Below are 24,873 nucleotides of genomic sequence, written 5' to 3'. Positions count from 1 at the left end.
AGAGGTAAATGTTAAATTGATGCAAAGGAGAGCATTGAGGTAACGAGATGATGACTATCGACAACTTTGATTGACTGTTTAAGTAGTAGCGCTTCAATATCGCTGCTAAACGCTACCAAATCTTGCGCTGACATTCGTGTGGCATAACTGGCTATCTGCTGGTTAACTTCAATAGCGCTCGTTGGCGCTGCATTTTCATGCAATGAGTGGCTTTCAAACAGTTGTTTTAAGTGTGCTTGCCAAACCTTCTTACTAATAAGTATTAACTGGCCTTTATCATAAAATAATAGCAACGGCAGTGGCGTTGAATCCAACGGATAACCTTCAGCCAGGCTGGTATTAACTGGTAAGTGGCTAATAACATCTAAACAGTACGGTAAAGAAGCTTGGGCTTTTAGATCTGTGGTTCGCACATTAGCAAAAGAGCTCAAGCTGTCAGCGCTGTTTTTAGGATGATCTTTAGTATGGTCTTTATCGTCGTCTTGAGAATAGTCCTTATAGCTGTATTGTTGAGCGTTTTGATGACTTGCAGCCGTCAGGTCATTATCAGCATCTATCGGAGTATTTGTTGATGGCGTTGAATATTGCTCAGCGGCTACATACTGATAGTTTCGTTTTGGCGTTTGTACTTGCGAGTCTGAAAATGTATACCTTGAGCCAACCGCAGCATCGCTATCTAGATTTCGTTTTGCAGGTTCTGTAGCTGGCTTATTAGATAACGTTAAGGTTTTGAGCTTAAGCTGAATGGCATGGCTTAAATGCGCCATAATATTGTTCAGCGGGCTGATTTTAATTCGCTGCTTAGATGGATGCACATTAACATTGAGCCATTGATACGGCAGCTCAAAATAAAGCGCATAACCTACTCCATTAAGCTGAGCGGATTGAGCGAGCTGGCGCAGCTGATTGCTAATGATGGGTTCTTTTACCAAGCGCCCGTTAATATAAAGCAGCTTGGGTAACGTCTGCTGCTGATCGCACATAGGCCATAACCAGCCACTGATACTGGCTTTATTACTCAGGTTTTGCTTATCAATAGCATCGGCAGACTGTTGCACAAGGCTGGACAAATCTACTGTAATGGCTATGGCATGGTCAGTTAATACTACGCCTAGAGCTTGCTCAAGTCGTGCCAGCGGTAATTGAGACAAGGCATTATCGCTATGATTTAAACTTTCAAGCGGCGCGTTTTTAGACTGTGAAGGCTGTGCAAATAGTGCTAAACGTTTTTTATTATCATGATAAAGGCTGAGCGTTATATCAGCACGTGCCAGCGCCACTTCACGAACGATATTTTCGATATGGTTAAATTCAGTCGCCATAGATTTAAGATTACCGCGCCGTGCCGGCACATTAAAATATAAATCCTTTACGGTCACAGTAGTACCACGGTTATGCACCACTGGCGTCAAAATTGGCGTCTCAGCCAATATGCCAGCGACTTGGAGCTGACGACCAACGCCACTATCATCATGACTACTGGCTAGCGTCAAACGTGAGACTGCCGCCGTTGCTGCTAGCGCCTCACCGCGAAAGCCCAAAGTGCGAATACCTTGCAAATTAGCCACATCAGCGACTTTACTGGTCGCATGACGAGTAATGGCCATCACCATATCATCAGGATGAATCCCCATACCATTATCTATGACCTCAATCATACCCATACCGCCCTCAGTGATGCGAATCTCAATATCAGTAGCACCAGCATCTATGGCATTTTCGAGCAGCTCTTTGACTACGGCTGCGGGGCGAGTGACGACCTCACCTGCTGCCAATTGATTGATTAGCAGCGGCGATAATTTTTTGATACGGGTATAGGAGTGCTTATCTGGCATTATTGAAGGTCGTGTTTTTTAGCTAATCAACTGAGGTAGTCAAATGAGATAATCAAATAAAGCAATCAAACTGTTAGAGTGGATAAGTCTAATCCTTTTTCTTGCCCTACTTTGGATAGACGCACTTCAACTTGACGAGAGTCATCAACGCCTTGAGTAACATCAATAAATAAGGTTGGCGGAGGCAAATAGCTATCAGCACGGCTCGGCCACTCTATAAGCACTAGCGCATGAGGATCATCAAGATACTCATCGAACCCAATGAGCGACAACTCTTCAGGATCCTGTATACGATATAAATCCGTATGATAAACCAACTTAGGCCTGCCTTTAGCTTGCTCGATGCTATAAGGCTCAACCAAGGTATAAGTCGGACTCTTGACCGCCCCTTTATGACCCAACGCTTGCAACCAATAACGAGTCAAAGTGGTCTTACCAGCACCCAAGTCACCTGAAAGCCAGACGCTACCTGACAACACCAAAGCGGCAAGTTGTTCCGCTAGATGCTGAGTCTCATCCTCAGAATGCAAGGTTAATATGCGAAATTGTTGGTCATTAATAGAGGTATCAGTAGTGTTAGACATCAGACTTTCCCTGCGTTTTTTCATGAACTTGAATGGTCACTTTAGGATTAACAAAACGCTCGCCACGAATTAGCTTGGCATAAAGCTCAGGATCGTGCCACTCACTTTGAACTTGTTCGCTAAATTCAAAATCTTCTAGTATGAGCTTACCCATTTGTGCGTTTGCTACATCTTCAGCAAAACACTGCGCATAGCCAGTAGCGGTTTCGTGGGCAATAACGGAGTATACATTGACATCCGCTTCGCCATTTTGCATCTTCGTTTGCGCTAAAATTTCTTGCGCCCAAAAGAATATCACCCGCGAGAACTGCTCAGCTGATGGTGATATCGGCAGACTTATCCAACGTGCGCTAAACTTTTTACAGGCGGCAATATATTCAGGATCGTCTTGATTCCAAAAACATATCGCATGGTCAAAACTATCAATAATATCTTTAATCGACGATTTTAGTAGACCAAAATCATAAACCATCTGTCCATGATCAAGACTGTGGGCTTCCAAAATCAATTCAATTTGATAACTGTGCCCGTGAATAGAGTGCTTGCAGCGCTCAGAGCTACAATTACGAACGATATGGGCATTTTCAAATTTAAAGAGTTTACGAATACGCATAGGAATAAATTAACCAAAATAGTGAGCATCATTGCCTAAAATAGCAATACCAATGATAACAATAAAGAGTAGCTAGCTTTGTAATTAGCCGAGTGCTTATTATAGCAAATCACTATGTATCCGTAAGTAAGCGCTTATTAACGTAAACGTAGCCATTGATTCTAAATAGCGATTATTTTTATAGCTATTTACTCCGAATACTATAGGTTTCCTATATCTAGATATCTATAGTCAGCTGAAATTAAAACTGTTATAGAAGAGATTTAAATGCGCTACTGATATATTATTTTTAAAGAGCATCGACTTTAGATATAAAGATATCTAAGGTTAATTCTTTTCAAACACCCCTGCTATCATTTTATCAATCTCTTTATAAATAAACTCGCCATAATGCTCATTGCTGATGGCTAATAATAAATTGCTCTCTTTTTCTATACCAGTGTCATCTGCTTGAGCGACTACATATCTCTCATACATAATCGGACACAGCTCAAAATGTACGCCCGAAAGTAAATACTTCCCTTCACCAATATTGCCACTAACCACCGCATTATGACCATTGCTATAGGTGGCTAAAGCTTCAAACTCAGCATCTGCATCGGCTAAAAAGTATGCACCGCCATGATAATAAACCTCGTCTTGCTGACCATTAGCGTAGTCTAAAGTGACGATAGCTTTAGACCCAACTTTTTCATCGTAGTACTGCCCATTAGTAAATTCTTTTATACTACCGATGGCAGTTCCTGTGAAAAACGCTAATTCGCGAGCGCCATTAATCTCATAGCCAGCTCCAGAGAATTCAATTTCCCGCGCCCCATAATAGCCGCCAGCACAAATGCCAATATAAATATTACCTTTACTAATAAACTGGCGGATAATATCATTACCTAGCCCGTTAAGCTTTTGGCAATAAGGCAAGTCAGCACCACCCGGCATGATTAAAACACCTTTGCCTGGCGACTTGCTGGCAAGTTTATGGTTAAGAATGTCAGCGCTAGAGATGGTTTGTATGGTTATAATACCAGCTGTTTTCAGCTTTTTTTGTACAGTAGCTAAGACGGATTTTACGCTAAGCTCACTTGTACCCTCGTCATCATACACCCAAATTGTAATCTCATTTACCATAAAGGTTATATCCATGCAGCCGCTAAAATAAAAGTTGAAACCTAGCGTGCAATAGTATACTTTAATTTCTGGTACACAGTCGTACACTATATATTAATAAGAAGGGAATCACCATGACAACCGTATTAACATCAACCAAACGCTGGTTTATGTCTCATGAGCAGACCGCTTTTTTTATAAAGGCTATTTTTGGGTCGATAATGATTGCTTTATTGGCACAGGTTTCAGTCCCCATGTATCCGGTGCCTATCACCGGGCAAACCCTAGCAGTTACGGTCGTTGGGCTATCGTTAGGTAGAAAAGCAGGTATCGCCGCGGTACTCTTATATTTGTTCCAAGGCGCTATCGGGCTACCGGTGTTTGCTAATGGTTCGGCTGGCATTGCCGCCTTCTTTGGGCCTACTGGCGGTTATTTATATGGATTTATCGCTTCTGTCGCCATTTTGGGTTACTTCAGTGATAAAGGCATTCTAAAAAGTTACGTCATGAGCACCGTGGTTGCCCTTGTCGCTACTGCGGTGGTTTTTGTATTTGGCTTAATCCACTTATCCCTTTTTGTCCCTAAAGGTACGGTTCTGCAGTTTGGTTTATATCCGTTTATTATCGGCGGCATTATTAAAGCGGTATTAGCGGCAGCGCTAGTCGTTCCGACGCACAAATTCTTTTCCAAGCTATAATTTTAAGTCTGCTAGCTGGCCTATTACGATGAATATTATTGACGGTTTCAGTGAGTCAGATAGTGGTGAAACATGGATGAAAAAAAAGGCCAAGCTCTATTCATTATAAAGCTTAGCCTTTTACTTACTAAACCACTGAAGCTTTGGAGTTCAGTTAAAAATTATGCAAGCTTTTTTGAACCTAGCAGCTTTTAAATATCAAACTCAAGCGCCCTATCACCCTTGGTATCTTGAATACGAGTCGGCAAACCAATCTCATTTAAGGTATTAATAAAGGGCTTGGGGTCAAGCTCTTCAACGTTGACCATTTTGCCTACGTCCCACGCACCTGCGGCAACTAATAAGGCAGCAGCAACAGGTGGCACGCCAGCAGTGTAAGAGATACCTTGACTACCAACCTCGTTATAAGCATCTTTATGATCGGAGACGTTGTAGATAAATACCTCGCTATCGACGCCGTCTACTTTTCCTTTAACCTTGTCACCAATGCAAGTTTTTCCTGTGTAATTAGGTGCCAGCGAGCTTGGGTCTGGTAGTACCGCTTTGACCACTTTTAACGGAATAACTTCTTGCCCTTCGGCGGTCGTTACTGGCTGCTCGGATAATAGCCCTAAACTCTGCAAAACGGTAAAGACGTTAATATAATGCTCACCAAAGCCCATCCAAAAACGGATATTCGGCACGTCTAAGTTTGCCGATAATGAATGAAGCTCGTCATGCCCGCTTAAATAGCTGTTCTGCACCCCGACGACGGGCAAATCATCAGTACGTTTAATTTCGAACATTTTGTTGGACTGCCACTGACTGTCTTGCCAAGAGTAAACGGTACCGGTGAATTCGCGAAAGTTAATCTCAGGATCAAAGTTAGTAGCGAAGTATTTACCGTGGCTGCCCGCATTAATATCGATAATGTCGATATCGGTCACTGAGCCTTTATCCATCATGTCGTAGCCGATGCGCGCATAAGCATTGACCACACCAGGGTCGAACCCTGCGCCCAAAATAGCGGTAATATTATTGTCTGCACAGCGCTGCTTTCGCTTCCATTCGTAGTTCTCATACCACGGCGGGGTCTCGCAAATCTTGCGTGGATCTTCATGAATGGCGGTATCAATATAGGCAGTACCCGTTTCAATACAAGCCTCTAACACCGTCATATTAATAAACGCCGAGCCCACATTAATGAGGATTTGAATACCGGTTTCATTAATCAGTGCTATCAATGCCTGTACATCCATAGCATCAACTTGGTGGGTACGCATAGTAGCAGCAATCTTAAAGCTGCCTTTATCATCTACGCTTTGAGCGATAGCCTCACACTTATCTTTGGTACGTGAAGCGATATGAATCTCGCCTAAGATATCGTTATGCATAGCACATTTATGAGCAACTACTTGAGCGACACCGCCGGCACCGATGATAAGTACGTCTTTTTTGTTTAGCTTAGTTTTTTGGTTAGTGTTCAATGAACAATCCTCCTTTGTGTCTCTGTCGATACCATCGATAGTGGCTATGCAAAACAGAAACGAGTGAATGATATGCGTGAATTAAAAAGGAAGACCGAGGAAAACCCACGCACCCGTCGGGCAAAGAATGCTATTTAATCAACAGCTATTCTACCCGACGCAATTATAACAATTTTTATAGTATTTTTAGCACTATTTAATGACCTAAATTAAATTAATAACTTAGGTTAAAAAATTAAGACAAACTGGCTTTATAATCTTGATAATCAAACTCACGCTGGATGTCAACACTGCCATCTAAACGACGAATTACAATCGCTGGCATATTGACACCATTAAACCAGTTTTTCTTGACCATGGTATAACCAGCAGCATTACCAAAAGCGATTTTGTCGCCTATTTCTAAAGGTTTTTGGGCGGTGTTTACAAAGTTATACTCACCAAAGATATCACCTGCTAAACAAGAGCGACCATAGATAATAGTATGGTCAGTTGAGCGTTGTTTTTCATTATCCTCACTAGCAACCGGAGCAATATCAAGGGGCTGCTCATTAATAGCAACTATAGGCGCAGACTCACGATAAATGAGCAAATCAAGCATGTGTGCTTCGATTGAAGCGTCAACCACTGCTAAGTTTTTGTCATTATGCATGGTATCAAGTACGGTAGTGACTAGGGTGCCAGCACCGTGAATACTAGCTTCGCCCGGCTCAAGATAGACTTGGACGCCGTATTTTTCACTAAAGTCTTTAAGCCTTTTAGCAAGTTTTTCAAGAGGATAATTAGGAGCAATAAAATGAATGCCGCCGCCTAAGCTTACCCAATCAAGCTGCTGCAAGATATCACCAAATCTAGCTTCAATATCGGCTAGGCTGTCACTAAAGGCCTCAAAGCTATCATTTTCACAATTGTTATGAATCATAACACCGGTGATATCACTCAATATTGCTGTAATTTTATCCTTATTATGCTCGCCTAAACGGCTAAAGGGACGTGCTGGATCGGCAATAATAAAGGATGAGTTACTGGTTTTAGGGTTTAATCGTAGCCCTATAGGAATGTCTTTTGCCTGAGCTTGTGCTTTAAATGCCTGTAACTGTGAGATGGAATTAAAAATAATTTTATCAGCATAGCTCAGCACTTCAGGAATTTCATCAGCACTGTAAGCAACGCTGTAAGCATGGGTTTCTTTTTTATCTGTACTATTACTGCCATTACTATTATTACCAAAGGTCTCATAACCCAGTCTAACTTCATTTAGCGAAGATGAGGTGGTTCCATGCAGATAAGGCTGCATGACCTCAAACACGCCCCAAGTTGCGAAGCATTTTAACGCTAACAATGCTTTAGCGCCCGATAGCTCACAAAGCCTAGCAATGATTTGCATATTGGCAACGATGGCTGCTTCGTCTAGTAAATAGTAAGGAGTAGGTAAAGCTGGAACATCAATGGATTGTAGCGTTTTTGTTGAATTCATAAAAGATAACCTAATAGCTATTGTTAGCGTCATGACAGACATAAATAATTAAGCTATAGTATTCTAAATTCACTACAAATAGAATATTTTATGGCACTTTCAACTGACTATTCCTCTTCTGCAAGTCGATCTAAGATTACTGAGCTTAATGCAGAAAATATAGATTTAGAACAGCTTCACCCTGATGCTCGTGCTGTATTAGATTTTTGGTTTGACAAAAATAACGAGCCTTACTGGTTTGAAAAAAATGATAATTTTGATCAGCAAATCAGTGATAAGTTCGGAGAAACATGGCAAGCGGCAACCCATGGGGAATGTGCGCCTTGGCGACGCCATGAAGAAAGCATGAATACCGATGTATCCTTAATTAATTCAGCGGGACGCTTAGCTGAGATTATTGTTTTAGATCAATTTTCGCGTAATCTTTGCCGCGGTCAGGCCGATGCCTTTGCTCAAGATGGCATGGCTGTTGCGTTAGCACAAGAAGCGATTGAGCAGCCGCATTTTGCTAACTTACCAATGGAATGGCGTCGATTTACCATTATGCCGTTCATGCATTCTGAATCTGCGGTGATTCATGAGCGCTATTTACCTTTATTCGAACAACTAAATGATGAAAGTACGCTAGGATTTGAGCTGCGCCACAAAGAGATTATTGACAGATTTGGACGCTACCCGCATCGTAATGACACCTTAGATCGAGAGTCCACCGAGGAAGAAGAAGCCTTCTTACAACAGCCCAACTCCTCATTCTAGAGAGTTTTTATTTAGTAGAATAATACTATTTATTAAGGTTCTAACTTGCATAAGTCAATCGTTTACGTTGCCCGTTTTAAACGTGAACGCTTGGCTCTGTAAGTTATTGCTATCTATTAAAACATCAAAGCTTACCTGATATTCACTATCACTATAAAGCCCACAATTGCCTCGCTGTTTGCTCACTGCTTTACAACTGTTGAGCGCATCAGTAAGTGGCAAAATGAATGCCTCATTAGCGGGTAACTCATAAAGTGTATCTTTGTGGGGATCTTGACGATGATCAAGCAGTAGAGTGGGTATCTTTATATTACGCTCAACATCATAAAAGCTGATATTACTAACCTCAATCTTTTGAGCGCTGGGTACATTGATATAGATAGGTTGCCCGATAGGATTTAGTCTTAAATTGCGGCCCGTCCCTGCGAACGGATTAGGGGTTTCGTTATATAGCGCAGTAATCGTATTGGTAATGCCTTGGCATGGATAAGTAAAGACACCTTCAACCTTTGTATTACGAGTCACTGACGTCGCTGCAGTATGGTTGACTAAGATATAGTCTTTATAATTATTAGCGTTTTTGCCAAAAGGCGTATAACTGGTGACGCTAGTTCCTGTCAAGCTGGATGCCGGAATCATCAGCGAGCGCAAATGGTAAGGTGCTGCTAACAATGACTTGACCATCGAATGAGCCACTACCTCGGATTTAACATCCTCAATATTACCAGCAGAAGTATAGTACATAGGACGTGATATATTCTCAGCTACACCATATCTTAGATTAGGATAGCCAGCTTTTAACAGCCGATCTTTGAACTCAACTCCTGAAAAAAATGGATTATTCTCACCTGTAACCTCTACAATATCAGCAATTTTGTTCTCAAGATGGGGATTAAATTTTGTCGGTGTAGCGCTAGTAAACACGTGCTTAATATAATTAGCATGTTGAATAGCAATGTCATCAAGCGCCGCATCAACGGATAAACCATTTAGGCCGCATTGCGTTCGTGCCATACTAATTTCATTGTTTACTAGTAAGGCTGCTGGTACCTCATTGCTAACTACTAAAGGCTCGTTTTCTCCATTAGCAGGTCCCGGTATCTCATCAGGTAGGCGTTTAGATTCAGGGTTGGTTGACTGCAATTCAGTAGCAGAAGAGCTATTATTATTCTGATTGTTGTTATTGTTGTTACCACTACCAGCTCCCCCGCCACCACAAGCAGTAAGTAGTAAAGTAGAGAAAAAAGCAATTGCAAAGCTTTTATCAGTCATGTCAAAAATCATGTCTTATCCTATAATATGTATTAGAAATAGTAGTAAGAAGGAATACAAAAATGATAAGTGCCACGCTAGAAAAAGACACAGAAAGTTTAACTTAGCAACCTTTTGTATAGTTATAATTACTTAAACTTACCACAATGTGAATTATAAAATCTCATTTATTTATCTCCAATAAAAAACCGCTTGTTAATGGATTATTAACAAACGGCTATAGGTAGATATCTTGAAGACTAGATTTTGAGTTAGTTTATAATTAATTTTTCATATTATTGTTAATATTTAGCTTAGGTTATTTCCTAATGCTTTTTTGATAGGGCCAAAGCTACGCCGATGCTCAGGCAATACCCCATAATTATTGATTGCCTCCATATGTCCTTTAGTAGGATAGCCTTTGTGCTTAGCAATAGCATATTGCGGATGGCGTTCATCAAGCGCATACATCGTTTGATCACGGCTTACTTTTGCTAAAATACTGGCTGCTGCGATACTGGTATGCCGAGCATCGCCTTTCACCCATGCTTGGCAGTCTATTTTTGCTTTGTCTATTCCTGATTTGGTAAGCTTGGAATAATCTAAGTCGGGGCAGCGGTTACCATCGTAGAGTATTTGAGTCTCAATATTAAAAGAGCTAAAGACAGACTGTGGCGCTTGCAAAACTTGGCCAGCTATGGCTTCTAATAAAACTTCCGCACACAAACGCATGCCCAACATGGTCGCTTGCAGAATATTGATCTGATCTATCACCGCCGCTGGGATGTCAGCAACGACATAGCCAATAGCATGCTCTTTTATCAACGGATATAAGATATCTCTTTTCTTTTCACTCAACTGTTTGGAATCTGTCAATATAGATAGAGGCGTATCGTTAAGTGGTCGCTCTTCGATCAAACCTGACCACGCTTGTGGCAATATAGCAGCGGCAACATGAACACTACCCAAAAGTGGCCCACGCCCTGCTTCATCAACGCCTATTTTTAATACAAGCTCATCTGAATTTTCGGTTATATTTATTTGTTGTTCAGGTATTTTATATTCCATTGATAGCTTAGCAGCATTTATCTGTCCCGATAAATGTATAGGTGCGGCTAACTGGATATATTGGCCCTTAACATCAATATGCTCAATTCGATTATCAATGGCGATCAGGTCACTTTTTACTTTAATATCAGCTTTAGAATACTCAACTTTAGAATAGCTAGTGCTCATAATTGTAATACTTTTTAGTTATTGGTTTAGATGGTTTATTTAGCGTTGAGACTTACTCTGAGCAAACCATTCTGTAACGACACTATTGGCAGGATCATGGTTGCTTTGCTGCTGTAGCATCTTTTTAGTAGTGATTAGGTTCTGTAACTGCTCTTCATAAGCGCGGGGCTGTAAAAGCCGCATAACCGTACGGCAAATATTATCACCCGTGGCCTGCTCTTGAATAAGTTCAGGAACAATAGTATCAGCGGCTAATATATTGGGAAGTCCTACATAAGGCACCTTGACCAAACGCTTAGCGAGTTGAAAGGTCAGTTTATTCAATTGATAGATGACCACCATAGGTCGCTCTAAAAGCATGGCTTCGAGTGTAGCAGTGCCCGACGCCAGCATAATAAGGTCAGCAGAGGCCATAGCTTGTTGGCTAAAAGCGGGTTGACTCTCATCATAAATGACCGCAATAGCGGCACGCAGCTGCTCTGAGCGCTGATCTATCACGTCTTGGACGATATATTGATGGTTCTGGTCGACGGTCGGAATGATAAAACACAATTTAGGATCGAGTAACAACAGCCTTTGAATGCCATCGAGCATCAAGGGTAGAATTGCGGTAATCTCCCCTCGCCGAGAGCCAGGCATCACACAAATAAGCTGACTAACATTATCAAAACGTTCAACAAAAAACTGCTGCAAACCATCATTATGCCAAACCAGCTCACTACGCAGCTGATTGATCGGGGTGTCTACTAACGCCTGATCTATAGTTCTGAGTAAAGGATGGCCGACACATACCGCTGGATGATTATGGCGCTCATAGACAGGTAATTCAAAGGGAAACAAGCACAATACTAGATGGGTTGCCGCCTTGATACCATGGATGCGTGACTCGCGCCAAGCCCAAATTGAGGGGCTGACATACTGCACACAAAACACGCCTTTGGGTTTGAGCTTTTTGGCGACACGCAAGTTAAAGTCGGGCGCATCAATACCTATAAACCAATCAATATCAGCGGCGGCAAAAGCCGTTAATAGCTCACAGCGCGCTTTGAATAGATCAGACAATTGCGACAGCACTTCAACTAAACCCATCACTGCCAGACGGGATAACGGAAAGATACTTTGCAAGCCTTGCGCCTGCATCTTGCTGCCGCCTACCCCAACCCAAATAATATCATCACGCAGATTATTCATTTGTTGCATAAAGTCAGCGCCCAAACTATCGCCTGACACCTCCCCTGCTACAATACCAATAACCAAAGGTTTGCTCGGCAACTGGTAACTTTCATCTGGCATATCAGACGCTTTGGTGGCTTGCGCAGGCATGGCAAAGTCGTTCATAACAAACTCTCGATAATGGCAAAAAATGAATACTGATAGCGATATTAAAATTTAAGTCATGATAATCTAGCGATAAAAAAGTATAGAATAACCATAAAAAATCATTGCGCATCCTTAAATAACTATTAAGTATAACAAAATTTTGGTTTTGACATTCCAGTTATCAGTCAATTAACTGGGCGACTGCCCTTGTCAACAGGCACTTTTGACTCCATAATAACAACTACTCCTACCTATTAGCTAGACGATATAACTATGACGACACCAGTTACCCATAACGCAGATATTGATGACGTGAATATTGAAAAGTTCATCCCCCTTATCACGCCAGCTGAATTAAAAGCCGAGCTCCCTCTTACTGATAGCGCCTATAATACCGTAGTTAACGGTCGTCAAACTATCCAAAATATTTTGGATGGTAAAGACAAGCGCCTATTTATTGTCATTGGACCCTGCTCTATTCATGACATCAAAGCCGCTCACGAATATGCTGACCGCTTAGCGAAGTTAGCAAAAGAGCTAGAAGATACTATCTTTGTGGTCATGCGGGTTTATTTTGAAAAGCCGCGTACGACCGTGGGCTGGAAAGGCATGATCAATGATCCGGATATGAATGACAGCTTCGATATCGAAAAAGGTTTATATACCGCACGCAAACTGCTTATTGATCTCAATGAAAAAGGGCTACCTTGCGCTACCGAAGCGCTTGACCCTAACACCCCGCAGTATATGCAGGATTTGATTAGCTGGTCAGCGATTGGTGCTCGTACTACTGAGAGCCAAACGCATAGAGAAATGAGCTCAGGTTTATCTTGCCCAGTCGGTTTCAAAAATGGCACTGATGGCGGTATGACAGTGGCGGTCAATGCTATGCAAGCGGTAAAAGAAGGCCATAGCTTTTTGGGCCTTTCGGCAGACGGTCAGGTATCGATTATCAAGTCTAAAGGTAATCCTTACGCTCACGTAGTACTGCGCGGCGGTAATGGCAAACCTAATTATGATGAAACTGCAGTTGCTGAGGCTGAGAACCAGCTAGCCAAAGGTAAAACCAGCACCAAGATTATGATTGACTCCAGCCATGCCAACTCGGGTAAAGACCCTTACTTGCAGCCTATGGTCATCCAAAACGTTGCCCAGCAGATCCAGAATGGCAATAAATCCATTATCGGTATGATGATTGAGAGCCATCTAAAAGGCGGCAATCAAAAGCTTACCGCTGATTTAACCCAGCTTGAATATGGTAAATCTATTACTGATGGTTGCCTTGATTGGGAAAGCACGGTTACCGCACTGCACGATTTGCGTGATATGGTAAAAGACGTATTACCTAATCGTTAGTTTTAAATTTATAAAATCAAAAAGCCCATTTATCACTTTAGAATTAGTGCTAGATGGGCTTTTTAGTGTCTAAGTAAATTTATTTCAGTAGCATATATAAATGACTATCTTATTTTAGTTTAAACCCATCAGAGCTTTGCTTATTTTTCGGCTTTTCTGGCCTCTTTAGCTTTTTTGGCTTCCTTACGCTCTTTTTCTAGTTGTTTCAAAAGCTTTAAGCCTTTTTTCCTGTGTGCATGGATTAAAGCCAGCTCATTGGATATTTTTTCTTTATTGCTATTCTCTGCCTCAAACTTAAGCTCCAGCTCTTTTTCACGTTTTCTTAACTTTTTGAGCACTTGCTTTAGGTACTTTATTTTCTCTTTACGCTTGCGATTGTCGGCGCCGAGATATTCCTCGGTCTTTTTTATTAATTTGCTGGCTTTCATGATCCATACTCCTTTTCCTTGATTTGCCGAGCAGCAATGGCATCAGCAGTTTCTTGCTCATCGAGCATTAGGCTTTGTTCGACTGCATAGATATCAGCGTCGCTACTTTTGAACAGTATGGTGGCAATCTCAAGCAGCTGATTGGCTATATTATTGGTATAGTTATTGTCATTCATTAAGGAAGTCGCCATAGCACCGGTGATTTTTCTATTGCGAATAAGTTGATTCATATCGGCTATAAACTGCCGATCTGCTTGAATTACATCAATCCTCATAGCCTCAATGGTTGGCAGTACGGTTCTAAATTCATCGGGATCCTCTTGCATCTCAGCCACACTTCTAAGAATAGTGCCCAAGCGATAGCGAATCTTATTATATTCAGCACGTACGTAGGGATTGGGGTCACTCATATATCTGGATAGGTTTTTATGCAGATGTTTGGTGCTTTTGATGGCGGCCAGCATACTCCTGCCCGCAGAGCGTAGCTCGAATATCTCATTGCTTTGCGCAGGAGACATGTTTTCATTATTTATTCTGCCTATATAATTCACTATCTCTACATAAAGCCCTTTTATTTTATTGGTATACTCTTCATCCAGATTGACAGGAATGGGTTTTTCAAAGGAGTCTATGACCTCTTGTATCGGCGTATTTGAGCGAATATCTTTAACCCTAAAGCTCAATCCATGGCAGAGTATGCCGAAGAAGTAGTTACCTAAATTCAGAATCTCCTTGTGGACAGCTTCTACAGCAAGCTCAGGAATCTCTAAAGCCGAGTCCTTTAGATACATGGGTTCGGCAATGGCGTAGGTTTTATCGGGGAGCAGTTTGGTGATGGTAGCGCCCAGCTTGTCGATGAAAGGCACCATCAAAATGACCCCTAATAAATTGAATAAGGTGTGAAAAACCGCCAATTTAAGGGTGTAATTGTCAGCCGCTATGTTTAAGCGCTCGGACAACCAGTCAACCGATAACATCAACTGTGAGATTAAAGCGATAGCCACCAGCCCAGTAATTACGTTGAAAACTAGATGCGCGGCAGCCAGCCGTTTGCCGTTGACCCCAGCGCTGATAGCACCGATTATTGCGGTGATGGTCGTACCGATATTACTGCCAATGGCCAGTGCCAAAGCGTTGTCATAAGTGATTTGCTGGCTGGCTAAGGCGGTTATTATCAGCACCAAGGTGGCGTGACTCGATTGCATAATCACCGTAGCGACGATACCAATCAAGGTATACAGCAACAAACCTTTGAGACCGGTCATGGCGTAGGCAGTTAAATCAATATTCTCCCGAAAGAGCTCAAAACCCTCCTTCATATAATGAATACCGAGAAATAAGAATCCTAGACCTGCCAAGATATAGCCAATACCTTTTAGGTGTTTGGATTTCTGTAGTATTAATATAACCCCAAACACTAACATAGGCATCGCATAGGCGGCAATATCGACTTTGAGACCAAAGCCTGCCACCAACCAAGCGCCCGTCGTCGTTCCTAAATTTGCGCCAAAGATGATACCGATACCCGAGGCGAGACTAATTAGACCAGCGGACAAAAACGAGATGGTGATGACAGAAACCAACGAGCTGGATTGCATCAACGTAGTGGTGACTACCCCAAAGCTCATACTTTTCCAAAGACCAGTGGTGGTCTTTTTCAGAATTTTTTCTAATAGTCCGCCAGTAAAGGCTCGAAAGCCCTCCTCCAATGACAGCATGCCAAATAAAAATATCGCTACACCCGCACTGATCTGCTTTAGGTTTGGGCTCACCCAAAAACCGTAAGATAGAACGATGAAAATGGTTAACAGTATTATTCTTTTATACATGCAATTTATTATCCATCAGCGATAAAAATAATGATGCTTTTAATGATGACACTTTTAATAATGACACCTCTAATAACACGATACCTTAATAAAAATAGATATTCAAAAAGCAGTATCTTTAATATTAAAACACTAAGGCAGTAAGGCGCCCCTAATAGTATAAAAAATAAGCGCTGCTAAAATAGCAGAAGCCGGTACAGTTATCACCCAAGCCGCAGCTATTCTTAACAGCGCCGAGCGCTTCACTAGCTCACGACGATAAACCTTTTTTAGATTCTTCCTTTCACGTTTAGTAAAGTGGGTGGCGGTATTATTTTGTTTTAGCGTTTGCAGCATCTTCTGCTTACCTTTGACCGAGGCTTTTTGAAAATCCTTTAAAAAGGCCTCAACCTCTTCGTGCTCAGAAGCTTTGTGATGTTCCATAATCTCATTGACCATACGATCATAAGATTTTTTGATATATTCACGCAAAAATCCTACCCCAAAGATACCACCCACAGCGATATGAGTAGAGCTCACCGGCAGCCCCAATTGTGAGGCGACAATAACGGTAATCGAGGCGGCCATAGCTACGCTAAAAGCCCGCATTTTATTGAGCTCGGTAATCTCTGAACCCACAGTACGAATCAGCTTGGGACCATATAACGCCAGACCCAATACGATTCCTATTGCACCGACCATCATTACCCATAAGGGAATAGAGGCCTCGCTAGCGATGCTACCACTGGTAATCGCATCGCTGATCGCTGCAAGTGGTCCTACGGCGTTAGCAACATCATTGGCTCCATGAGCAAAGCTGAGCATAGCAGCGGCAAATATCAGTGGAACGGTAAACAAAGCATTGATAGCATTTTTATCATTCTCAAGCTTATCTGCAGCCTTAGCAATTAGGGGCTTGATAATAAAGTAGCTGATAATGGCGATCACAAAACCAATGGCTAGTGCGGTAAAAAACTCTATCTGCCACAGCGCTTTTAGGCCTTTCATAATCAAATAAGTGGTAAATGACCATACCATCAAAGCTATCAGTAGCGGCACCACCCGTTTAGCGGCAGCTATTTTGTCATCCTTATAAGTAATGGTGTGCTTGATTAGCAATAAAAAAGCCGCGGCAATAATACCGCCCATGACCGGAGAGATGACCCAACTCGACGCTATCGCCGCCATCTGACTCCAGTTGACGATGCCCCAACCGCCCGCTGCGATACCCGCCCCCATCACCCCGCCTACGATAGAGTGCGTGGTCGATACCGGCGCGCCTACTGCCGTAGCAAAGTTTAGCCACACCGCGCCTGCCAGCAAAGCGGCCATCATCACCCAAATAAAAACTCCGCTGTCGGTAATCAGGCTTGGGTCAATAATACCGTTTTTGATGGTGCTGACTACATCGCCGCCTGCAATCAAAGCTCCAGCCGCTTCAAATATGCCCGCAATAAAAATTGCGCCAACCATGGTTATAGCTTGTGAGCCCACAGCGGGTCCTACATTATTAGCAACGTCATTGGCACCGATATTCAACGCCATATAGCCCCCAATCATTGCGGCTACTATGAGCATCATACGGTCAGGCACATCAGCAGTATTAAGATGGGTGTACAACATTACCCCCATAATAAATGCCAACACCCAACCCATGCGCAGCGCTTCTCCGCGACTAAAGCCTGACTTTTGCTCGAGTTTTTGAATATCTTTTAAATCCATACTGTTATATCCATACTGTTATATCCATGCTATTAAGTCCCTGCTGTTCGAGTGCACGCTATAAATACTTATTGTTGCTACATTGGGAATATGTTTACCAAAAAAATGTATTAAGGTTGCCAAGTTATTAATGAACCCGCTCCCACATAGGCTTTTATCAAAAATAGTTGATGAGCCCTTAATTACAGTATGGCTTTTATGAGTTTTCAACTGGATACTTTTATATTGCAGGGTGTATGTTTTTTGCATAAAAAAAGGCTAAACCAGCAAGCCAGTTTAGCCTTTTTTCAAACTCAATACCTAAGAATTCAACCTCTAAAAGCTTTAATACTTCATAGCCGCCTAGACCTTTGCGGCGCCAAGTACACTATCCAAACTCTCAAGGACGTGTTTCGATGACGCCTGCTTTTGCAAATCAAGCAGTTTATCCTGCGCCATTTGCCGGCGAGGCTCTACCAAAGTGTACCAATGCGCCAGCACTTGCAATAAACGTGAAGCCATCACAGGATTGGCATCATCCAATCTTTTAATCACGCCAGTATAGATATCCAAACCTTCAGACGTCCATAACACAGCGGGCTGGCTGGTGAACGCGCTAATTACTGAGCGTATGCGGTTCGGTGTATGCCAATCAAAGTCGTCGCGGGCTAGCAAAGCGGTAATATCATCCACCGTCACATGATTGCTCGAAGCCTGCACACTGAACCATAAATCAATGACCAAATCATTATCTTTAAAGCGCTGATAAAAATCTGCCAAATATTCATCTGCTGATGCAACTTGATGATTAACCATGGCTTTTAGAGCGCCAAAGCGTTCTGTCATGCAGCTAGCATTATCATATTGCTGCTGTGCCCATTTATCAGCATCCACTACTTTTGCCGTCAATGCCATATCTAGTACTACGTTACGCAAAGCTCGTGCGCCCATCGCTTCCGGCTTATCCGAATAAGGCTGTAGCGGCAATTGCTCATACAGCACTGCCCATTGATCTTTTAGGCTATCTGCCACTTGACGGTATAAGTCTTCACGCTGCTGCTTAATCAAATCAGGATCATAATCCTTATGAATAGCAGAGGCTAGCTCTTGCGGCGATGGAATATCTAGCAAACGTGCTGCTAGCATCGGGTCATCACTTGCCAGTTTAGGCAGTGTTTGTGCCAATGCTTGTAGGTAAATCTTTTCATCGTTACCTTGCAATAAAATACGATTGACCAGCAGCTGCGTTACTTGCCAGCGGTTAAAGCCATTGGTCTCATGCTCAAGTAAAAACGCCAAATCTTCATTTTGATAATCATAATTCAGTTGTACTGGTGCACTAAAATCACGCAGCAGCGACACTATCGGCTCGCTGGCAATGTTATCAAAAACAAACGTCTGCTCAGCTTGCTCTAGCAGCAACATACGCTCGCTGACGATATCGCCGGTTGTTTTATCAAATAGCGCTGTCGCTACCGGAATAGGTAGTGGCTTTGGCGCATCAAAGCCAGCAACATGACGGGTCTGTTGACTCAAAGTAATGGTCAAAGTTTGCGCCTTTTCATCATAGCTTTGATGCCCGGAGACTACTGGCGTACCAGGCTGACGATACCAATCAATGAAGTCCTCGATTTTGCTATCAGTAATACTTAGCGCTGATAAAAAGTCCTCAACCGTGACCGCTTGCCCATCGTAACGACGGAAATACTCATCGGTGCCTTTACGAAAGTTATCAGGCCCGAGAGTATTGGCAATCATACGCACGATTTCTGCGCCTTTCTCATAAATAGTAGTGGTATAAAAGTTATTAATCTCTACAAAGCTCTCAGGGCGTACCGGATGCGCTAAAGGCCCTGCATCTTCGGCAAATTGATGTGCTCGTAGCATCGCTACATCATCAATACGCTGCACCGCCCTTGACTGCTGATCGGCGGAAAACGACTGATCACGAAAGACGGTAAAGCCTTCCTTTAGACACAATTGGAACCAGTCACGACAAGTGATACGGTTGCCGGTCCAGTTATGAAAATACTCATGAGCAATAACCGCTTTTACATTAAAGCTGCGGACATCAGTAGTGGTTTCAGGACTAGAGAGTACACAGGCGGTATTGAAGATATTCAGGCCTTTATTCTCCATGGCGCCCATATTGAACTGGCTGACCGCTACGATCATATAACGATCTAAGTCGTAAGCACGGCCATAATTGACCTCATCCCACGCCATCGCATCTTTTAGCGCTTGCATGCCAAGGTGACATTTATCGATATCTTCCGCTTTGGCATAGAGCTCAAGGGTGACCTCTCGACCTTCGCTAGTGGTATAGTGATCGGTCAATACGTCCAAATCTGCAATCACGCTGGCGAACAGATAACTTGGCTTATTGGTCGGATCGTGCCAAATCGCATAATGGCGGTTGCTATCTTCTGCCACCTCGCCTGCTTCAACCAAATTACCATTCCCTAATAAGGTGGGATAACGTTTATCCGCCTCTAAACGGGTAGTAAACACTGCCAGCACGTCAGGGCGATCGGGATAAAAGGTAATTTTGCGAAAACCTTCAGGCTCGCACTGAGTGACAAACATAGTCTCGTCACCACTACCTGCCATATACAAGCCTTCAAGCGCCGTATTGGTTTGCGGTGTGACACGCACTTGCAGTTGCAGCGTTAATTGATCAGGAGCATCGCTAATGGTCAGCTTGCCCTCATTTATATGGTACTGATCGGCATCTAAAGCATTGTCATTTATCATAATGGACAACAGCTCGACATCTTCACCATATAAAACCAAATCGCCTGCGCTCTGACGGCTCATAACCAGCTTGCTATCGACGATGGCGTGGTCATCAAAGAGCTTGATATCCAAATCAACGCTATCAACATCAAAGCTTGGTGGTTGATAGTCTTTTAGGTTAATTTTGGTAGGTGCATGCGGCGGAACATCAGCCATTTCAGGATTAATGATATTTGCGCTAGCTTCGGCAGTAGACATAGGAGTTCCTAATTATAATTTATACTTTTCGTGGGGTTTGAGGGGTTGTATAGCTAAATTGGCGCATGTTCTCAAATTTCAAGATCGAGCGCTTAACTTGGCGCCTGTACTTTCTTTGTGCTTGGACTTTCTTTATAAAGCCATTAGCAAGTTTCTATTTCCCTAGCTAAAATAATTTACTAAAATCAGTGCATTTGCTAAATATATACTGAAATCATTGACAAACTTTGACATTATTTACAGTAATGTTATTTACATAACGTAACATTAACTCTAATATGGGTTTAATTGCCTATGTTGTCGTATAAGCAGTTTAAAATAACAAATTTGATTAACATTCAGGAGCTCGTCATGTCAATTTATCATTCGGTTCTAAAGGGTCGTTTTGCTAAAGTTACTACCCTTGCTATCTTATCAGGTGCAGTTGCTTTAAGTACGGGTTGTGCCACCAAACGTACCACCTCAGAAGTGGTAGTTGCACCGTTAGGGGTGCCTAGCGGTCAAGTCGTTTATCCAGGCGCAGTGGTAGTAGACAATCCAACCATGGTCGTTACTAATGCCGAAAACCTACAAGCGGTGGTCTATTTTGGTTTTGATAGAAGTGATATTACAGCAGACTCAGCTGCGGTTCTGAACCAGCATGCTAGTTTATTGACTTCTAACCCTAACGCTACAGTTCTGATCGCTGGTCACACAGATGAGCGTGGTAGCCGCGAGTATAATATGGCATTAGGCGAGCGCCGTGCAGCGTCTGTACGTAACTACCTATCTGCTCAAGGCGTTCCTGTGAACAGTATTCAAATCATCAGCTATGGTGAAGAGCGCCCAGCCGTTAATGGTACTACCGAAGAAGCCTATGCTCAAAACCGCCGTGCTGAGTTATCTTATTAATAGCTATCTTATTAATAGCTATCTTATTAATAGCTATCTTATTAATAGCCATTATTAGCAGATAGCTTTTCTATAGCCCATTAGATGGCGTATCGTTAATTATTAAAAGGCCTCGTTATGTTAATATAACGAGGCCTTTTTATTTATAACCTTGCTTGTGATTGCCTCATGTCTGATATAACGCTCAATCATATTCATTATAACCAGCTCAATTCCATGAGTTGGTGTGCCAGTGCTGAGATTATACCGCCATCAGAACCTACTTTGTGGCCGCATGTAACTGATACTCTTAAGCCTTATAGACCATTATCAAGCTGCCATCCACCATCGAAGCTCAATACTTTATCTTGGCAATACTATCATTATGAGTCCTCACTACCTTTGACACCTGCAAGGGCTAGCGACAGACATCTACAACAACGCATAGGCGTGCGTCTATTACTTGACGCCTTACTCAAAAAACTCGGTATCACTGATCCCTTAGACGACTCCGCCTACCCTTATCGGCTGGTAAATAGCGGCTATTATATTTGTTTTAGTCATTCGGGTCATAGCAAGTTGAGTAATGCCTTAGCAGAACATACACCCTATGACAAAGTGGCCGTGGCACTTAGTTATAGTCGCAGTATAGGCATTGATATCGAAGTACAAGATATCAGTTGGAAACTGGTACAGCGTTATTACCATCCTACTGAAGTCACTATTTTAAGTAGTTTAGATGAAAAACAACGGCAGGTAGTCTCAAAATTATTGTGGCAGATAAAAGAATGCTTTATCAAAATTAACCAAGACACCTTAGCAGCAGGTTTAGGAGTTCCCTATCTCGAGCTCCTAGATGAACTCATAGCCATTCAAGCTACCAATCCTCTCCCTCACATAAGTTTTATGAAAAGTCATTCAGACTATCAAATTGTATTATTGTCCCCTCAAAAAATGGTCGCTGTACTTTGATGACCTTACTTTCTAATTAATTTATTTTTAATAATGATGAAGGTAACCAATAGTGAATCGGTTATATGATTATATATTGGAAAAATATAACCGCAAAAACAAAAAAACGACCCGAAGGCCGTTTTTTATGATACTGACTAATTATAACTCTACAGTACTATTAGAAGCGGTAAGTTGCACCAAGTTTAACAATTGGCAACCACTCTAACCAGTTTTTATCTTGTAGCTCTTTTTCTGCTGCAATTGCAACATCATTACCAGTAACAGTAGTAGTACCACCAACAGTAGTGGCTACTACAGGACCGTTTGGATTAGTCGAACGAACCGTAGCATCTGTTTTACCTAGATAAGCAGCACCGATTTCACCAAAGATGCCCCATTTATCAGAGATATTAGGACGAAAGCCAATAGTGGCATAAGGTGCTAACTTGTTACGATGCTCTACGGTACCAACTAAAGTACCAGTCTGAGCAGCATTATAGTCTATGTTACCAATTCTGTAGTTTGGACCTTTGGCATTAGCTTCTACATCAATATCGTTATCCGGTACAATGATACCACCCGCCATAGTGAACCAGTTGGCTGCAGGGCGAATCTGTACGCCTAGGTATGGATTGCTGAAGTCAGCATCTTTGATATCATACTCAATATCATTGACATCGAAGTTATCTTTAATGTCAGATACGTCGCCGCCTGCCCAACCGGCTTGTAGTTCAGTTTTGTCGTTTAGGGCCCAACCGATGTTTGCACCATAACCTAGAGTACCAATCTCAGCACTGATAGCTGCTGGATTAAATACCGTACCGAAGAAAGTCTTGGTGCCGCCAACTACTGCGCCAGTAGTGTTACGTACCATACCAGCATCGTTATCATACTGATAAGCAGGTTGTGCTGCTTGGTAAGCAACTGGCTCAGCTTGATATACAACTGGCTCTGCTTCATAAACAACAGCGTCGTTGTTATCAACGACTACTACTGGCTCAGCTGCTAATGCGGCTGTTGATGCCAAAACAGCAGCGGATACTGCAGTTAATTTAATAAGTTTCATAATTACTCTCCTAAAGTATGAAATAACTAGCCCACAAACATGGATTGTCTGATTCTGATTTTAGACAATCATTTTGTTGAGCAGATTAAAACAATTTTGGCTGAAAAAGTCACCCCCAAAGACGAGGTTTTTATTTGCCATTATGTAAAGATTGCATAGTAATTGTAATAATTACTACTTGCCTCGATAAAAACTCGTTTTTTATTGCTTCTATCCAGTCATTTGGGCGACTGCGTGCATAATATCACAAATCATCTGAATAAGAACCCATATAACATACTTCTATGTTCGCCTATTCGCCCCTATAACTCAATGTATATTGTATAACTTAACATTACGGTATGTTGTGATTTGTTAGTTGATGTATCTCCTATTGCCTGCCAATAGCTGTTTTTGATAGGGAGAATGATTGTTCTAATAACTATCCTTTATAACTATCTCGATGCTAGCTTATATTGAGTTATGCATGGTAAGAAACTTAAGTTATAATAATTACTTATCTAACATGAACTGAGCTATTTGTATGCCCAAAGTTTCATCAATTACTCGTGTATTAGAAATTATTGAAGCCGTCTCTTATGCGCCTAAACCTATCTCACCACTCGAGCTCTCAAAAGAGCTTGATATTCCAAAGCCTACTATCCATCGTTTGATTCAGAATCTAGTCGATGAAGGCTTTGTAGCCGTTGATATTGGCGGCGGTATTATACCTGGCAAACGGGTACGTAACTTGAGTGTTGAGCTTTGGCAACAGCGCCAGTTCTTTAATGAGCGTCAGGTAATCTTGCAAAGGCTGGTTGATGATATCAAGGAGACTTGCGGTATCGGGGTGCCCTATCATATGAATATGATTTATACCAACCGAGTCAAAACATCGTTGCCTATCCAAATTTACTTACCGGTAGGCGCCAAGTCACCGATGTGGTGTACGGCAACAGGCAAGCTATATCTGAGTCAACTTAGCACGCCTAGCCGTAATAAGATACTCAAGAGCTTATCTTTGGATAAGTTTACCAAGAATACTATCGTCGATATTGATGAATTAAATGTAGAGCTTGATAAAATCGCTGAGACGGGTATCGGTATCGACAATGAAGAGTTTATTTCGGAAATGGTGGCAATATCGGTACCTATTTTAGATAAAAAGTCGAGATACCTGGCTTCTTTATATTTGCATGCTCCGACTATTCGAGTGTCTTTAGATGAGCTATTGACCCATGTACCCCGATTACGTACTGCCGCTGAAGACCTACAAGCACTGGTTTACGAATTACAAAGCTAGAATCGTTTGTCTAGCTAAAAGTCCATTATCATAATCCAATTGCATATTGGTAATGATAATGGACTTTTTTTATA

At 42.1% G+C, this 24,873-nt stretch carries 20 protein-coding genes; 6 read left to right on the top strand and 14 right to left on the bottom strand.

Features of this window, described 5'->3' with window-relative positions; translation table 11 throughout:
- Window positions 1-11: 11 nt before the first annotated feature.
- The 4 genes from mutL to JMX18_RS02755 all read right to left on the bottom strand — a co-directional run bounded on the left by mutL (window position 12) and on the right by JMX18_RS02755 (window position 4,157).
- On the bottom strand, window positions 12-1,835 hold the full coding sequence (mutL, locus tag JMX18_RS02770) for a DNA mismatch repair endonuclease MutL (RefSeq protein ID WP_201583602.1): 1,824 nt from the start codon (window positions 1,833-1,835) through the stop codon (window positions 12-14).
- Between the two features lie 65 nt (window positions 1,836-1,900).
- Complete coding sequence (gene tsaE / locus JMX18_RS02765) at window positions 1,901-2,419, bottom strand: tRNA (adenosine(37)-N6)-threonylcarbamoyltransferase complex ATPase subunit type 1 TsaE (RefSeq protein WP_201583596.1); 519 nt, start codon at window positions 2,417-2,419, stop codon at window positions 1,901-1,903.
- The gene (locus JMX18_RS02760; RefSeq protein ID WP_201583573.1) at window positions 2,412-3,032 is read right to left on the bottom strand and encodes a 6-pyruvoyl trahydropterin synthase family protein; all 621 of its coding nucleotides are present in this window, start codon (window positions 3,030-3,032) and stop codon (window positions 2,412-2,414) included. Before JMX18_RS02760 ends, tsaE begins: the two co-directional genes overlap by 8 nt.
- Window positions 3,033-3,359: 327 nt before the next feature.
- The gene (locus tag JMX18_RS02755; RefSeq protein WP_201583571.1) at window positions 3,360-4,157 is read right to left on the bottom strand and encodes a BPL-N domain-containing protein; all 798 of its coding nucleotides are present in this window, start codon (window positions 4,155-4,157) and stop codon (window positions 3,360-3,362) included.
- Between the two features lie 113 nt (window positions 4,158-4,270).
- On the opposite strand from JMX18_RS02755, the gene JMX18_RS02750 reads away from it, so the two are divergent.
- Window positions 4,271-4,834 (top strand): biotin transporter BioY, encoded by a 564-nt coding sequence (locus JMX18_RS02750; RefSeq protein WP_201583569.1) that lies wholly within the window; start codon window positions 4,271-4,273, stop codon window positions 4,832-4,834.
- Window positions 4,835-5,025: 191 nt separating this feature from the next.
- Here the strand turns inward: JMX18_RS02750 and JMX18_RS02745 are convergent, their stop codons facing one another.
- Together JMX18_RS02745 and JMX18_RS02740 are read right to left on the bottom strand one after the other, a co-directional pair.
- Window positions 5,026-6,300: a saccharopine dehydrogenase family protein gene (locus JMX18_RS02745; protein WP_201583558.1), complete on the bottom strand. Its 1,275-nt coding sequence runs from the start codon at window positions 6,298-6,300 to the stop codon at window positions 5,026-5,028.
- Window positions 6,301-6,535: 235 nt separating this feature from the next.
- Window positions 6,536-7,777: a carboxynorspermidine decarboxylase gene (locus JMX18_RS02740; RefSeq protein ID WP_201583555.1), complete on the bottom strand. Its 1,242-nt coding sequence runs from the start codon at window positions 7,775-7,777 to the stop codon at window positions 6,536-6,538.
- 90 nt (window positions 7,778-7,867) lie between these two features.
- Here JMX18_RS02740 and JMX18_RS02735 point away from each other — a divergent pair, with 90 nt between their 5' ends.
- Window positions 7,868-8,533, top strand: coding sequence for a DUF924 family protein (locus tag JMX18_RS02735; RefSeq protein ID WP_201583552.1), 666 nt, complete (start codon window positions 7,868-7,870; stop codon window positions 8,531-8,533).
- 54 nt (window positions 8,534-8,587) lie between these two features.
- On the opposite strand, the gene JMX18_RS02730 is transcribed toward JMX18_RS02735, so the two are convergent.
- The 3 genes from JMX18_RS02730 to lpxB all read right to left on the bottom strand — a co-directional run bounded on the left by JMX18_RS02730 (window position 8,588) and on the right by lpxB (window position 12,343).
- Window positions 8,588-9,817 carry a CAP domain-containing protein gene (locus JMX18_RS02730; RefSeq protein WP_201583550.1) on the bottom strand — a complete coding sequence of 410 codons (1,230 nt, stop codon included), beginning with the start codon at window positions 9,815-9,817 and terminating at the stop codon, window positions 8,588-8,590.
- Window positions 9,818-10,093: 276 nt separating this feature from the next.
- Complete coding sequence (locus tag JMX18_RS02725; protein ID WP_201583547.1) at window positions 10,094-11,020, bottom strand: ribonuclease HII; 927 nt, start codon at window positions 11,018-11,020, stop codon at window positions 10,094-10,096.
- A 39-nt stretch (window positions 11,021-11,059) separates the two neighbouring features.
- A complete protein-coding gene (gene lpxB / locus JMX18_RS02720; protein ID WP_201588191.1) occupies window positions 11,060-12,343 on the bottom strand; it encodes a lipid-A-disaccharide synthase in 1,284 nt (427 codons plus the stop codon).
- A gap of 270 nt (window positions 12,344-12,613) precedes the next feature.
- Between lpxB and JMX18_RS02715 the strand changes: the two genes are divergently transcribed.
- Window positions 12,614-13,696, top strand: coding sequence for a 3-deoxy-7-phosphoheptulonate synthase (locus JMX18_RS02715; RefSeq protein ID WP_201583544.1), 1,083 nt, complete (start codon window positions 12,614-12,616; stop codon window positions 13,694-13,696).
- A gap of 140 nt (window positions 13,697-13,836) precedes the next feature.
- Here JMX18_RS02715 and JMX18_RS02710 read toward each other — a convergent pair whose 3' ends face one another.
- The 4 genes from JMX18_RS02710 to pepN form a co-directional block, all read right to left on the bottom strand.
- Window positions 13,837-14,124 carry a hypothetical protein gene (locus JMX18_RS02710; RefSeq protein ID WP_201583542.1) on the bottom strand — a complete coding sequence of 96 codons (288 nt, stop codon included), beginning with the start codon at window positions 14,122-14,124 and terminating at the stop codon, window positions 13,837-13,839.
- Window positions 14,121-15,896 (bottom strand): Na/Pi cotransporter family protein, encoded by a 1,776-nt coding sequence (locus tag JMX18_RS02705; RefSeq protein ID WP_201583539.1) that lies wholly within the window; start codon window positions 15,894-15,896, stop codon window positions 14,121-14,123. Before JMX18_RS02705 ends, JMX18_RS02710 begins: the two co-directional genes overlap by 4 nt.
- Before the next feature lie 189 nt (window positions 15,897-16,085).
- Window positions 16,086-17,654, bottom strand: a complete 1,569-nt coding sequence (locus JMX18_RS02700; RefSeq protein WP_201583536.1) for an inorganic phosphate transporter — start codon at window positions 17,652-17,654, stop codon at window positions 16,086-16,088.
- Between the two features lie 342 nt (window positions 17,655-17,996).
- The gene (gene pepN, locus JMX18_RS02695; protein WP_227674676.1) at window positions 17,997-20,585 is read right to left on the bottom strand and encodes an aminopeptidase N; all 2,589 of its coding nucleotides are present in this window, start codon (window positions 20,583-20,585) and stop codon (window positions 17,997-17,999) included.
- Window positions 20,586-20,978: 393 nt separating this feature from the next.
- Here pepN and pal point away from each other — a divergent pair, with 393 nt between their 5' ends.
- Together pal and JMX18_RS02685 are read left to right on the top strand one after the other, a co-directional pair.
- Window positions 20,979-21,518, top strand: a complete 540-nt coding sequence (gene pal, locus JMX18_RS02690) for a peptidoglycan-associated lipoprotein Pal (RefSeq protein ID WP_201583529.1) — start codon at window positions 20,979-20,981, stop codon at window positions 21,516-21,518.
- A 168-nt stretch (window positions 21,519-21,686) separates the two neighbouring features.
- Window positions 21,687-22,469: a 4'-phosphopantetheinyl transferase family protein gene (locus tag JMX18_RS02685; RefSeq protein ID WP_201583526.1), complete on the top strand. Its 783-nt coding sequence runs from the start codon at window positions 21,687-21,689 to the stop codon at window positions 22,467-22,469.
- A 160-nt stretch (window positions 22,470-22,629) separates the two neighbouring features.
- Here JMX18_RS02685 and JMX18_RS02680 read toward each other — a convergent pair whose 3' ends face one another.
- Entirely contained in the window at window positions 22,630-23,517 is an 888-nt protein-coding gene (locus JMX18_RS02680) for a hypothetical protein (protein ID WP_201583515.1), read from the bottom strand.
- Window positions 23,518-24,040: 523 nt separating this feature from the next.
- On the opposite strand from JMX18_RS02680, the gene JMX18_RS02675 reads away from it, so the two are divergent.
- The gene (locus tag JMX18_RS02675) at window positions 24,041-24,799 is read left to right on the top strand and encodes an IclR family transcriptional regulator (RefSeq protein WP_201583512.1); all 759 of its coding nucleotides are present in this window, start codon (window positions 24,041-24,043) and stop codon (window positions 24,797-24,799) included.
- Window positions 24,800-24,873: the final 74 nt, after the last annotated feature.

Origin of the sequence: Psychrobacter jeotgali, assembly GCF_904846315.1 — a bacterium.
In the GTDB taxonomy this organism is placed as follows: Bacteria; Pseudomonadota; Gammaproteobacteria; order Pseudomonadales; family Moraxellaceae; genus Psychrobacter; species Psychrobacter jeotgali.
Note: the sequence above shows the minus strand (reverse complement) of the source record. Positions and strands in the feature narration are given on the sequence as shown.

Excerpts from the sequence above, each read along its gene's own strand:
- JMX18_RS02710 (WP_201583542.1), bottom strand. The coding sequence starts at position 14,124 with ATGAAAGCCAGCAAATTAATAAAAAAGACCGAGGAATATCTCGGCGCC.
- mutL (WP_201583602.1), bottom strand. The coding sequence starts at position 1,835 with ATGCCAGATAAGCACTCCTATACCCGTATCAAAAAATTATCGCCGCTG.
- JMX18_RS02735 (WP_201583552.1), top strand. The coding sequence starts at position 7,868 with ATGGCACTTTCAACTGACTATTCCTCTTCTGCAAGTCGATCTAAGATT.
- pal (WP_201583529.1), top strand. The coding sequence starts at position 20,979 with ATGTCAATTTATCATTCGGTTCTAAAGGGTCGTTTTGCTAAAGTTACT.
- lpxB (WP_201588191.1), bottom strand. The coding sequence starts at position 12,343 with ATGCCTGCGCAAGCCACCAAAGCGTCTGATATGCCAGATGAAAGTTAC.
- pepN (WP_227674676.1), bottom strand. The coding sequence starts at position 20,585 with ATGGCTGATGTTCCGCCGCATGCACCTACCAAAATTAACCTAAAAGAC.
- JMX18_RS02725 (WP_201583547.1), bottom strand. The coding sequence starts at position 11,020 with ATGAGCACTAGCTATTCTAAAGTTGAGTATTCTAAAGCTGATATTAAA.
- JMX18_RS02730 (WP_201583550.1), bottom strand. The coding sequence starts at position 9,817 with ATGATTTTTGACATGACTGATAAAAGCTTTGCAATTGCTTTTTTCTCT.
- JMX18_RS02750 (WP_201583569.1), top strand. The coding sequence starts at position 4,271 with ATGACAACCGTATTAACATCAACCAAACGCTGGTTTATGTCTCATGAG.
- tsaE (WP_201583596.1), bottom strand. The coding sequence starts at position 2,419 with ATGTCTAACACTACTGATACCTCTATTAATGACCAACAATTTCGCATA.
- JMX18_RS02685 (WP_201583526.1), top strand. The coding sequence starts at position 21,687 with ATGTCTGATATAACGCTCAATCATATTCATTATAACCAGCTCAATTCC.
- JMX18_RS02680 (WP_201583515.1), bottom strand. The coding sequence starts at position 23,517 with ATGAAACTTATTAAATTAACTGCAGTATCCGCTGCTGTTTTGGCATCA.
- JMX18_RS02760 (WP_201583573.1), bottom strand. The coding sequence starts at position 3,032 with ATGCGTATTCGTAAACTCTTTAAATTTGAAAATGCCCATATCGTTCGT.
- JMX18_RS02675 (WP_201583512.1), top strand. The coding sequence starts at position 24,041 with ATGCCCAAAGTTTCATCAATTACTCGTGTATTAGAAATTATTGAAGCC.
- JMX18_RS02700 (WP_201583536.1), bottom strand. The coding sequence starts at position 17,654 with ATGGATTTAAAAGATATTCAAAAACTCGAGCAAAAGTCAGGCTTTAGT.
- JMX18_RS02740 (WP_201583555.1), bottom strand. The coding sequence starts at position 7,777 with ATGAATTCAACAAAAACGCTACAATCCATTGATGTTCCAGCTTTACCT.
- JMX18_RS02715 (WP_201583544.1), top strand. The coding sequence starts at position 12,614 with ATGACGACACCAGTTACCCATAACGCAGATATTGATGACGTGAATATT.
- JMX18_RS02755 (WP_201583571.1), bottom strand. The coding sequence starts at position 4,157 with ATGGTAAATGAGATTACAATTTGGGTGTATGATGACGAGGGTACAAGT.